Here is a 12,451-nt window from a genome sequence, read left to right as displayed (position 1 = left end):
CCAAAAAATGGAATTTTAATATAGGCGCTAACTATGTCATCTGATTTATTTGGATTAGACAGTGTATTAAAAATTAAAAAAAGTGGAGTCAGAAACGTTTTTACTCCTCATACCCCTATTAACAGATTTGATCATTTTTTCGGTAGAGAAAAAGATGTAAAGAGAATGATTAGTCTAATTGATAGTCCAGGTCAACACATATTGCTTTATGGTGATAGAGGAGTAGGAAAAACCTCTTTAGCGAAAACAACATGTTCCTTCATTCTTAATAAGATTAATAAAGGTCTATTTTTTACTAAAAGTTGTGACAGTGAAGATGTGTTTAGCTCTTTGTTTCTTGAACCTTTGCAACATATAGGTTGTGATACCTCTATTCAAAGTATAACCAAATCCTTGAAGCAAACAGGTGACGCATCATTAAATGTAGTAGCAGCTAAGGCTGGATTACAGAGTGAAAGGCAATCAAGTACAGTCTTTAAAAATCCTGCGAATTTGAACTCACCGTTTTGGATTGCAAACCAATTAAAAGGCCTAGACTGTATTTTCCTTTTGGATGAAGTGGATACTCTTGTCAATGTAGAAGATAAGCATAAATTGGCAGAGCTTATTAAAGCACTTAGCGACTTAGACTCATCGTTCAAGATTATACTAGTAGGAATTGCAAAAACTGCTAGTGACTTAACAGCAGGTCATCAATCAGTTCAAAGATGTTTGAAGGAAATTCGTCTTGAAAGAATGGACGATGAAGACATTAGAAAAATCATTCTAAATGGCATGAGACAAATTGAAAAACGCCCAATTGATGATGTTGTAGACAAGATTGTTAATATAAGTTCAGGCTTTCCTCACTTTGCACATTTAATATGTTTGAAATGTGCTGAAATAGCTATTGAGACCAATAAAACGCATATAGAAAGCGAAATTCTAGACAGAGCACTTGATTATGCAGCAACAGACTCAGAAGGCACATTAACTGAATCAGTAGATGCTATATTAAGAACTATAAATAAGCCTCAAGATTACAAATTGCTTCTATTAGCAGCAGCTAACTGTCAAAAAAGAGACTTTAGAAGTAGTGAAGTAACTTCGAAATTTAAAAAGCTATTTAATATTGATATCACATCTGCAAAACTTAGTAAAAGATTATCGAAGTTGACCAATGAAGATGTTAGTAATTCTATCCTTATAAAAACTGGTAGAGGTTGCTTTTCTTTTCAAGATCCAAGAATGCCTAGCTTTATTAAAATTTCTTTTAATAACTCTAGAATTATACCTGCTTAGTTGTAGGGTGAGCCCAGCGCATCGATGATATAAAAACTGTATTTAAAGGTGCGCGAGGCGCACCCTACAGAACATGTATAAATAGTAGAGTCTTTATAGAAGTATAAGCCCCGCCCTAACAAGGCTTTTTAGCCGCGACTATAGCGGTATCCTGCTGACGACGATGGCGATGCAGTCCGTGACTGGACGTAGTATCGAGACAACAGGAATGCGGTCAGACACGATAGACTGTACGCCAGCGGCAAGGCAGATACAAGCGGTAGGCGGGATTGGCTACTGTTATAATCAAAACATACAGACAGAATAAAACGACGGAGGTCATGTGCAATATACCGCAATCATCAAAGACGGTGGTTTGTTTATCCCAAACGTATTTTCAGACCTAAACGATGGTGGCTCGCATATCGTACAAGTCGAGGTTGATATTGCAGAGGTGCGTCAGCAGTTAGGTGTGAATGAAGCACCAAAGACAACTATCGCCAAAAAAAGCGTAGCAAAAGCAGTCAAAAAGCCAGTATCGAGAGCGGCTAAAAAAGACTTAAAAATAGCAGCAGAAGAGTCTGATGTGAGTACCCTACGCAAAAGCGCGCTTGATGAACTAGAAGCACTCGATGATAGTGAACTGAGCGAGATATTCAAAGCCTATATGAACGATGGGCAAGAGTCGTCACAGATATCACTAGAGAACCTCTAAGCTAAAACGCTATAATTCAAAAACGTGTCATAACCTCAAATCAAAACCAGTCAAACCCCTATAAATTAATAACCGTATCACTTATAAAGGCAGTCTCATGACTTACTCGATTTTTTCTCAAACGCCAAACAATGCGCTAAAAGAGCCGATGTTCTTTGGTCAGCCCGTCAACGTGGCGCGCTATGACCAACAAAAGCACCCTATCTTTGAGCAATTGATTGAAAAGCAGCTATCGTTCTTTTGGCGTCCAGAAGAAGTCGATGTATCACGCGATCGTATCGACTTTAGCAATCTGTCCTCGCATGAGCAGCACATATTTTTGAGCAACCTCAAGTACCAGACCCTACTCGACTCTATCCAAGGTCGTAGTCCAAACGTGGTGCTACTGCCGCTGGTGTCTATCCCTGAGCTTGAAACGTGGATTGAGACATGGTCGTTCTCTGAGACCATTCACTCACGCAGCTATACGCATATCATCCGTAATATCGTCAACGATCCCGGTATTGTGTTTGACGATATTATGCAAAACGAGCACATTTTAGAGCGTGCTTCAGACATCGCTCAATATTATGACGAGCTGTATCGCAATTCGCAGCTGTATAGCCTGTACGGTGCTGGTACGCACAATATCAACGGTAAAGAAATCACCGTCGACTTAAAGTCACTTAAGAAGCAAATGTATCTGTGCATTATGGCGGTCAACGTCTTAGAAGCCATTCGCTTTTATGTGTCGTTTGCCTGCTCGTTTGCCTTTGCTGAGCGTAAGCTGATGGAAGGTAATGCCAAAATCATTAAACTCATCGCTCGTGATGAAGCGCTGCATTTGACTGGTACGCAGCATATGCTAAACCTCATGCGCAACGGTCGTGACGATCCCGAGATGGTCGAAATTGCCGCAGAGTGCTATGAGGAAAGCATCGAGATATTCCGCAAGGCGGCTGAGCAAGAAAAAGAATGGGCAGGTTATCTGTTCAAAGACGGCTCGATGATTGGTCTGAATAAAGACATTCTGTGCCAATATATCGAATACATCACCAACTTGCGTATGGAAGCGGTGGGCTTGCCATCAGCTTTCCCGAAATCAAAATCAAATCCGATTCCTTGGATCAATACGTGGTTGTCGTCTGACAATGTACAGGTCGCACCGCAAGAAACCGAAATCAGCTCGTACTTGGTCGGTCAGATTGATTCGGACTTATCAGACAGTGATTTTGATGATTTTGAGCTTTAGGCTTTAGTAGCTTTACGCTTTTTACATAGGATTTATCATGACTTGGGTAATGACCAGTAAAAAACAATTCTATTTGCATGATAATGAGAGTCTACTCGATGGACTGTTGCGCACCGGACATGAGGTCAATTATCAGTGCAAGGAAGGCTACTGTGGTAGCTGCCGAGTCAAGCGCATTGCCAGCTCGCATACGGTCGATTACCCGTTTGCTCCGCTTGCGATGATTGAGGACGATGAGATCCTACCCTGCTGCTGCCGTGTGCAAGGGGTGATTTATATCAACCACGAACCAATCGAGAAATAACCTCTCATTTATAAAACGTTAAGATCAATAAAAAGCGCGCTATCTACATAAGATAACGCGCTTTTTTTATGCTAATAATCTTTTTGAGCCCTTGCGCCAATTATTCTGACCCAAGAAACTACTGAGCCACGCCATCTTGGTCAAACAGTTTTAGCAGCTCTTCACGCATACGGTCACGCTCGGCTTCTGACATCATGGGCGTCTCTTGTCCACCGTCTTGCATGTTGGGTTGACCAAGACCATTCATGGTCTCATCTTCGATAATAACAGGGCGCTCGACTGGCTCTTGCACAGGACGCTCCTCTAACAGTATCTTCACTTGCGCATTTTTACCACGGCGTAATATCTGGGCGTTTAGCTCAGTATTGGGTGGTTTGCGAGCGACATACTGAATCAGCGTGTTGGCATCGGTCATCTCAACGCCATCAATCGTCAGGATAATATCGCCAACGCGCAGACCACTCTTGGCAGCTGGACCTTTATCGATAACATTTAGCACTTCTACACCCGTCGAGGTTTCAAGCTGCGTCGGATCCCGAAGCTGCGACTGTATCTCAATACCTAGCCAGCCGCGACTGACCTTACCATCTTTGATCAGAGCATTCATCACTTGCTCAACTAGGGCGGTCGGGATAGCAAAACCAATGCCCATCGAGCCACCAGAGCGTGAGTAAATAGCCGTATTAATACCAACCAATTCACCGCGCGCATCAACCAGTGCGCCGCCCGAGTTACCGGGATTGATAGCGGCATCGGTTTGGATAAAGTCTTCAAACTTATTGACCCCAAGTCCAGTACGACCCGTTGCTGAAATAATCCCTTGCGTCACTGTTTGACCGACACCGAACGGATTACCAATCGCTAATGCAATGTCTCCCACTTTGATAGGTTCTTCACGGAAGCCTAACGGTGTCAATCCAGTCATGTCGACCCGAATCACTGCCAAATCACTGTCTGGGTCGGTACCGATAAGCTTAGCGCGACTCTTACGACCATCATTAAAGGCAACGGTAATCTCATCTGCCTTTTCGATTACGTGCGCATTGGTGACGATAAAGCCGTCTTCTGACACAATCACACCCGAGCCCAAGTTGGTTGGGCCTTGATCTTGTGGCGGTCCACCATGGAACTCAAAGAAGCGGCGCAACACAGGATCATCCATATAAGGATGCTCCGCCATTGTCTGTGTCGTATAGATGTTGACCACTGACTGCGACGCACGGCTAACGGCATTATGATAAGAGGAAATAGGCGTTGGCGTATCGGCTACAGGTTCCGACGCTGCCTGCTCAGCAGCCGAGGTTCTTGGTGGCTCCCAAGTGGCTTCTGACGGCGTTTTCATACTGGTGAATAACCAGATAAACGCTGCAAGCACTAACAGTAATAAAATCCACGGTAACCATTTTAATAGAGACGTCTTGTTGTTGGTGTTCGGGGCTGGCGACATAGATAAAACCTCTATAAATTTGATACAAACAGGCAATGACCAATAAGATGAGACACTTTGTGCTAAGTAGATACTATTGAGTGGCTGGCTGTGCTTAACGGATTACAAGTATGGATTACAAGCACTGATTAAAACCTAATAATCAGGCAAACTCACGTATGCAAATTATACCCGCCCATGCCTTTAATTGGTAACGTATCGTGTACCATTTGAGTTATTAGCCTTGTCTACTCTTTGACACCACCATGTTAAAATGATGACTATAAAAAGGCATCTGCTTAAAGGCATCTGCTTTTAGTCATGATTAATCAAGCACCACATTGACCAACGAAATCAATCAATCAAATTGATAAATTGACGCTATAAAATGAAACATGATAAAGATGAAACGCCATAACAATACAACGCCACGACAAGGAAAAACGATGACAGCCAATGATAGCTTAACTGTCCCAACCAATACAATTGTTACCGCGCAAAGCTTAGCCACTTTTTGCGACGAGTATCTGTCTGCTAGCGCCTTTCAAGACTATGCGCCAAACGGTCTACAAGTAGATGGCGGACGTCCGATTCAGCGTATCGTTACGGGTGTGACCGCCTGTGAAGCTTTAATTGATGCCGCTATTGCTGATAACGCCAGCGCTATTATGGTGCATCATGGTTATTTTTGGAAAGGGGAACCCGCGCCCATTACGGGTATGAAAGGTCGACGTATCCGTAAATTAATGCAGCACGGCATATCGATGCTTGGCTATCACTTACCCCTAGATGCCCATCCAGTTATTGGCAACAACGCAAAACTTGCCGACTTGCTCGATATGACAGTTATTGGGCCCCTTTATCCTCATGAGGCGCACCCTGTTGGTAATATTGCGATTTGTGAGCCACAGAATGCTCAAAGTCTTATTGCTCAAATTACCAAGGCATTAGGGCGTATACCCTTACATATTTCGGCCAACTATAAAACCGCTACCAATACTGATGATGAGCGACCGAACGATAGGCTTATCGAGCGTGTGGGCATTTGCACAGGCGGCGCGCAAGACATGATTGAGCAAGCGGCCTTGATGGGTTGTGATGCTTTTATTTCTGGTGAAATATCCGAGCGTACCACGCATATCGCGCGTGAGCTGGGCATTGATTATTTTGCTTGTGGTCATCACGCAACTGAACGTGGTGGCATTCAAGCATTAGGCGATATCATTGCTCAGCAATTTGGACTACCAGTAACATTTATTGATATTGATAATCCAGCCTAGCTTTTACAATCAGTCATTACACTTAGTCTTAGTCATTACGATTAGTCATTATAAAGATGAGCAAAACAGTGCACTCATTCGAATAAACGATATTCAGTCTGTTACGTATGTTAATAAAACTTTAGCGAATGTAGCGATAACGAGTGGATTTCTTACCGTCTATAGCCTAATTGTTAAGTTTTATCGCTCTTTTCTTAACTTAACTTGAATAATCTACGATATAACCGCATATTGGTACTTGAAGAAAGAACGTTTTGTCATGAAACTTCCCATTTATTACAGCTTCCGGTTATGGCACTAAAATAATGCTGGTAGTTGTTTAAGACTTTATCATGCTATATCAGCGATAAGTTTTTAAGCCGCTACCCATTGAAATACTATGTTTGCACTATATATGTTAGCAGCATGGTATTTTTTTATTTTTGGTGTCGCGATGACGGTATGACATAGTCAGTTTGATAGACAGCTATAAACTATCCATTCTGGTTATTTTGCTTACCTTCATTGCTGGACAAACAACTTTAGTAGCCAGCTATCCTATTACTAGTAACTTAATATTAGTGATTCAAAGTATAGCCAGCCATCAAAGTTAGCATAGTTAAAACAGATGAATGTATTTGCCTCATTGGCAAAACCTTACATCAATGTTTCAAGCTATGTCTTTGTCTCAATAACTTAATCATGACCTTACCTATGTTTGATATATAGTTGTTTGGCCACTAGCCATATTTAGTTATCGATGAAGGAATCATCTGATTTATATCCTTCGCGTCGTTGTGCGTTCAGTATTTTAAACCAGTACTTATAAACACTGTTTAGAACGCTTTTATGACATATCGATAGCTGGCTGACGACAAACTATCCCACTAACTCTTAGAGAGAGTACGCTAGTGGCGCTATAGTCAAACAAGATAGAGTGGCATTCATCCTATTAAAAATGCCACTCTATTTAAGATACGATATCGATATATGTCAATATTATGCACATATATTTATACGTGTTTTTGCGGTAAGAAGGATGGCTAAAATCAGGAGACATCCATGCAGCGTATTACTTATCGTGTAAAAGTATCTGCGCAAGGGGCCAAACGCCGTATTTCTTATTTACTGCGTCCATCTAAACGCCTACTGAACACCAAAAGTAACATCGTTTCATCCGTTACCCCTATTGCGTCTAATCGTTTTGCCAGAACCAAGAAGCTGGCACAAATCTCTAGCATCGCTCTACTCTCGTTGCCCGCTGAGAGTTTGACGACCATGAACACATCGGTACCAGCCTATGACAATGTCATGCTGGAAAATACCTTGACCATTGCTGCGGTACCAGGCGATAGCACTTACTTTGCTACCGATGGCTTCCAACATGGTTTTGGGTTTGATCTGGTGCGCACTTATGCCGACGAGCTCGGTGTCGATATCAATCTAAAAGCCTACGCCAGTGAAGAAGCGGCACTAAAAGCACTAAGAACCGGCAACGCTGACATGGCATTGACTACGGCTAGCACCAAGCTAAAAAGCCAGCTGAACCTATCGTCTATCAATGTCAGCTGTGGTTATGACTCTAGTCTGACTAAGAATGGTCTACATCCTAAGGTAAGTTGGACGTTTAGCTCATCCAATGATCCACTATCAAGAAAGGCCAGTTACTTTTTGTGCGACAGCATCAAGCTACAAAACACACAAAAACTTGCTGCGTTCTACAATCAAAACTTGCTTAAAGATGCCTATAGTCAGGATCATTTCCAGAGAACGTTGACGGAAAAGTTACCGGACTATCAATCTTCGTTTGAAGAGCAAGCACGCAATTATAATCACGATTGGGAATTGCTGGTCGCGATGGGTTACCAAGAGTCGCATCTTGATGCCAACGCTGTGTCGCCGACTGGTGTACGCGGATTAATGATGCTGACCAATAACACTGCAAAAGCGATGGGCGTCTCAGACCGTGTCGATCCGTACCAAAGCATTGGCGGCGGTGCACGCTATCTAGAGCAAGTAAAAGCAGACTTCTCTGATGTGCCAAAAACTGACCGTATCTGGTTTGCCCTTGCAGGTTATAACATGGGTCCCAATGCGGTAAAAAGAATCCAGCGCGAACTACGAGCTCAAGGTATCGATGATAAGAGCTGGGCGAACGTCTATGCTTATTTAGCAGATAATAGAGCCTCGAATAGCCGCTATGGTCAAGCCATGCACTATGTCAGTAACATCAGAAGCTATCTTGAGACTATTAAAACTCAGACTGTCTAGTCTGTAAATATTACTAGGCAATTTGCAAGCTAAACTTTCACAGTTATTTATTCTTGTTAAATAAAAAAAGCTGCTCTTAAAGCTGCTCTTATAAAGAGCAGCTTTTTTGTGCGATACGATTAATGATTAATATTAATGACGCCTTATGTAAACGGTATCCATTAATATCTTATTCATTAACGATTTGGAACTGTCAGACGCTGACCACGCTGCAACATCGTATCAGCGGCGATATTGTTCATATCAGCCAGCTCTTGTGTTGAGACACCATATTTGCGTGCTAAACCAATCAAGCTATCACCCGAGCCAACCGTGTAGCTTACTGTCGCTTTTGGTACTTTAAGCGTTTGGCCGCGTTGTAGTTGTGCATTGGTCGCTAGATCATTGGTCGCTGCCAAATCCTCTACCGATATGCCAAACTGACGTGCTAGAGCAATTAGGCCATCGCCAGATTTAACTTTGTAGCTTTCAGTATTATCTAATTTCGTACCACTACTTGCTGAGCTACTACTGCTGCTACTAGCAGAGCTGCTGCTTTGGCTGCTACTAGATGCACTTGCCACACTGCCGCTAGCAGGGATGGTAATAGTACGGCCCAATATCAGATTCGAGTTGGTATTCAAGTTATTCGCTGATGCCAAATCACTTAAGCCAATATTGTAACGTTTAGCGACACCCGTTAGCGTATCACCTGATTTTACTTTGTAGCTGACCGCTTTGTCATTCAGCTGACGGTCAACCAACTCTTTAGTAGCAGGAACTTTAATCGTTTGACCACGTTGCAAGCGAGCCTTTGCATCAAAATTGCTGTTTACTGCAGCCAGCTCCGTTGCACTCACTCCGATGCTGTTCGCAATACCAATCAGCGTATCACCTGATTTTACTTTGTAATTGGTGGTCGCGACCGAGCTTGAGCTGTTACTACTACTAGCACTTGTCGTACTTGTAGCATCGAAATCAACACTGGCTGGCACTTTAAGTGTCTGACCAACATATAGCGAACTTGTGCTGTTGATACCGTTGAGACTGGCTAAAGTATCTGTCGACACATTGAATTGACGTGCCAATGCAATTAATCCGTCCCCTGCTTTTACTTTATAGTTTTTGGTCGCAGTGCTTGATTTACTCGGCTTGGTAGAAGGCGCTGCAGGTGTCGTCGCAGGTGTAGTCACTTTACCCGGTATGAGCCATAGTTTCTGACCTTTGAGCAGATCAGCACGGCTGCTCAGGTTGTTATAGCTGGCTAGCTGAGTGACCGATAAGCCAAAACGATTGGCCGTACCGATAAGCGTATCACCGCCTTGTACGACGTAACTGTCAGGCTGACTAGTGGCGGCGTTATTAGCAGTACTCAATGGCTCGATAGTCTTGGCATTATATAGATATAACGTACTGCCAGAGAGCAAATTGGCACTGGCATCTATCTGGTTCCATTCTGCGATATCACGCCAGCTAACCCCTGCTCGACTCGCAATGTTCGAGAGCGTATCGCCACGTTTTACCGTATAAGTGGTACGAGTGCCTTGAGGTTTTGGCTTACTTACCGAGGTTTTAGCAAAGCTAAGTTTCTTCTCTGCGCCGCTCGCTTCTAAGATAGATTGCTGCGTCTGTACGGCTGATAGATTAATGTTGCCATCCGCATTGATGACATTGGTCTCAGAGGTATTTCTCCGGATTTGATTGGCGATGAAATCACGCTCTTCTTTGCTAAGCGGTGGCTCTTGGACAATCGTATTGTTCTGAGTAATTTGAGCTGAGGTAGTCGGTAGACTGTTACTGCTCTTAAGCTCAGCATTGATCTTGTTAGTCTCTGCGGTGGTCAGTGGTGGCTCAGTGCGAGCTGAGGAATTACCACTGTATACCGAGCTGCTAGTCGGTGTCGCAGACGGTGAAATGTAGCTGGTGGTCTGCTGAGGTACACTTGCACTAGCGGCATAATCAGCCAATGCGCTACCAGTAGACGGCAGTGATGAGGCAGTATATGGTTTGTTATTGTAGCTTGGCGTAGTCGCTGTCGTGCTTGAGCTACCTGCGTTGCTTGATGCAAGCACATTGCCTGTACCATTACCTCTGAGCCCACTTAATTTGGCATCGGCATTGAGGCTGACGTCGTTAGGAATGATGACACGCTGCGGACCTGAAGAATCAACACGGCCTGATGTCAGTGCAGTATTTAGACGCTCTAGCTCATCATAGCTGACTCCAGTTAACTGCGATACTTCTGCCAAGCTCACACCATAGTTAACAGGTACACTGCGGAAATGCTGACGGTTAGCGATAGCTGGTAGATACACACCATACTGCTCAGGCTTGGCAACGATTTCGGCTACAGCTAAGAAACGTGGCACATAGTTCATCGTTTCAGTCGGTAATTGAAGTGACCAATAGTCTGTTGGTAGTCCGCGCGCTGCGTTGGCATCGATTGCTTTCTGTACACGACCAGGGCCAGCGTTATAAGCAGCCAATGCTAGCTCCCAACTACCAAACTGGTTGTGCAGTGCTGTCAAAAAGTCATAGGCAGCACGTGTCGATTCAATAACATCGCGACGACCATCATAAGTACTGCTTTGGTTCAAGCCATAAATACGGCCCGTACTTGGAATAAACTGCCATAAGCCCGCGGCTGCCGCACTACTCGTACCACTTGGATCGTAGGAACTCTCGATAACTGGTAACAAGGCAAGCTCTGTTGGGATATTGCGACGCTCCGCCTCTCGTACCGTATGATAGATATAGCGACTGGCACGTGCAGTTAGACGATTTAAATAATCCTGTCTACTGGTAAACCAGCTTTTTTGACCTTCAATACGCTGATTGTAGATTGGCTTACCACCATTCATGCGGTAGCCTGCGCGTAGACGATTCCACAAATCACCATATTGCTGAATAGCAAGCTGGTTACCTTCTACCATGGTCATGTCAGTGGCTTCTAACAAGTCAGCCAACTCATCCAAACTCTCTGCATCTAAAAACGCAGTTGAGTAGTCTGTACTACCTGTATTAGTCCCTTGATTGGCAGGACTTTTGGTGATGACAGATGAGCTATTGATCGCACCTTTGTTTTTTACCGCTGATGTATTGCTACACGCACTAATCAGTAAAGTGGATACCGCAAGCGTCAATGGCAACGCAATAAATGAGCGAGAGTGTGATAGCACAGTAGACATGATATTGGAGGTTTCCTAACGACAGAAATTAATAAGATAAAGTTGATGGATAGTATAGTATGCAATGTAAAGCAAAGACTAGCCTAATATAAAAGATAATAATAGACGCTCAAGTAGCCTATAAAACTAAGTAATGACTATTGTTAGCCAGCTAAGACTTTCTATAGGTCGAAATTGCAGCTAGCTCAATCAGCTATTGTTTATGTTACCTATTATATTTTGAGTCTTGCTTGCTCGATAATGACTTAATTAATAGCCACTTGTGATACAGCGCGCAAGAGCACTGCATTACCAGTAGATAAAGTCAAGGTCACACGAGATGTGGTAACAAATGATACTTGCTGACCATTTTTTACCCAGCTCTCATTGGTCGTCACATTAGCTTTGGCTTGTGAACCAGTAATTACCACATTATCTACCGAAATATCATAGCGATAATTAGACGTATCATTCCAGCTGTTTTGAAGCAGCTTTAAGTACGCATCTTTGTCTAAACTGGTAGATTTACCTTTTCTAGATAAAGAAATAAGCGCGTCATCTGATACAAGGCGCGATACCTGATTAATACTTTGGCTATTCGCTGATGCTTTCATTGCGGCGGCATAGTTCTGGACCAAATCTTCGGTCATAGTTGCCGCTTGTGCATTGATACTGATGGTGCTGGCTACTGCTACGATTGCAGTGATGCTGGCGCTTTTCACCAATAGAGCTAATAGCCTATTTCCCAATAATTTTTTCATGATAATCCTTAGCGATATTTTTTTTCGTTAGTGTCATATATTGACGATTAACGCTCTTTTATCATTTATTTTGGCAGT

At 43.2% G+C, this 12,451-nt stretch carries 10 protein-coding genes; 7 read left to right on the top strand and 3 right to left on the bottom strand.

Going from position 1 to position 12,451, the window contains the following annotated elements:
• Positions 1–33: 33 nt before the first annotated feature.
• The 5 genes from CXF61_RS04595 to yfaE all read left to right on the top strand — a co-directional run bounded on the left by CXF61_RS04595 (position 34) and on the right by yfaE (position 3,510).
• On the top strand, positions 34–1,281 hold the full coding sequence (locus CXF61_RS04595; protein WP_165597326.1) for an AAA family ATPase: 1,248 nt from the start codon (positions 34–36) through the stop codon (positions 1,279–1,281).
• A 163-nt stretch (positions 1,282–1,444) separates the two neighbouring features.
• Positions 1,445–1,588 carry a hypothetical protein gene (locus CXF61_RS04590; protein WP_165597325.1) on the top strand — a complete coding sequence of 48 codons (144 nt, stop codon included), beginning with the start codon at positions 1,445–1,447 and terminating at the stop codon, positions 1,586–1,588.
• Positions 1,589–1,603: 15 nt separating this feature from the next.
• On the top strand, positions 1,604–1,975 hold the full coding sequence (locus CXF61_RS04585) for a hypothetical protein (protein ID WP_165597324.1): 372 nt from the start codon (positions 1,604–1,606) through the stop codon (positions 1,973–1,975).
• A 97-nt stretch (positions 1,976–2,072) separates the two neighbouring features.
• The gene (nrdB, locus tag CXF61_RS04580; RefSeq protein ID WP_165597323.1) at positions 2,073–3,206 is read left to right on the top strand and encodes a class Ia ribonucleoside-diphosphate reductase subunit beta; all 1,134 of its coding nucleotides are present in this window, start codon (positions 2,073–2,075) and stop codon (positions 3,204–3,206) included.
• 37 nt (positions 3,207–3,243) lie between these two features.
• Positions 3,244–3,510: a class I ribonucleotide reductase maintenance protein YfaE gene (yfaE, locus tag CXF61_RS04575; RefSeq protein WP_025653277.1), complete on the top strand. Its 267-nt coding sequence runs from the start codon at positions 3,244–3,246 to the stop codon at positions 3,508–3,510.
• 118 nt (positions 3,511–3,628) lie between these two features.
• On the opposite strand, the gene CXF61_RS04570 is transcribed toward yfaE, so the two are convergent.
• On the bottom strand, positions 3,629–4,957 hold the full coding sequence (locus tag CXF61_RS04570) for a S1C family serine protease (RefSeq protein WP_025653276.1): 1,329 nt from the start codon (positions 4,955–4,957) through the stop codon (positions 3,629–3,631).
• A 425-nt stretch (positions 4,958–5,382) separates the two neighbouring features.
• Between CXF61_RS04570 and CXF61_RS04565 the strand changes: the two genes are divergently transcribed.
• Both CXF61_RS04565 and CXF61_RS04560 read left to right on the top strand, forming a co-directional pair.
• Complete coding sequence (locus CXF61_RS04565; RefSeq protein ID WP_165597322.1) at positions 5,383–6,216, top strand: Nif3-like dinuclear metal center hexameric protein; 834 nt, start codon at positions 5,383–5,385, stop codon at positions 6,214–6,216.
• Between the two features lie 1,041 nt (positions 6,217–7,257).
• On the top strand, positions 7,258–8,466 hold the full coding sequence (locus tag CXF61_RS04560; RefSeq protein WP_102077942.1) for a transglycosylase SLT domain-containing protein: 1,209 nt from the start codon (positions 7,258–7,260) through the stop codon (positions 8,464–8,466).
• Between the two features lie 176 nt (positions 8,467–8,642).
• On the opposite strand, the gene CXF61_RS04555 is transcribed toward CXF61_RS04560, so the two are convergent.
• On the bottom strand, positions 8,643–11,633 hold the full coding sequence (locus tag CXF61_RS04555) for a LysM peptidoglycan-binding domain-containing protein (RefSeq protein WP_165597321.1): 2,991 nt from the start codon (positions 11,631–11,633) through the stop codon (positions 8,643–8,645).
• A 245-nt stretch (positions 11,634–11,878) separates the two neighbouring features.
• On the bottom strand, positions 11,879–12,373 hold the full coding sequence (locus tag CXF61_RS04550) for a hypothetical protein (protein ID WP_101205368.1): 495 nt from the start codon (positions 12,371–12,373) through the stop codon (positions 11,879–11,881).
• Between the last annotated feature and the right edge of the window lie 78 nt (positions 12,374–12,451).

Source organism: Psychrobacter sp. 4Dc (genome assembly GCF_002836715.1).
GTDB lineage: Bacteria > Pseudomonadota > Gammaproteobacteria > Pseudomonadales > Moraxellaceae > Psychrobacter.
The sequence above is the reverse complement of the archived record's forward strand: the minus strand, read 5'-3'. Positions and strand labels throughout refer to the sequence as shown.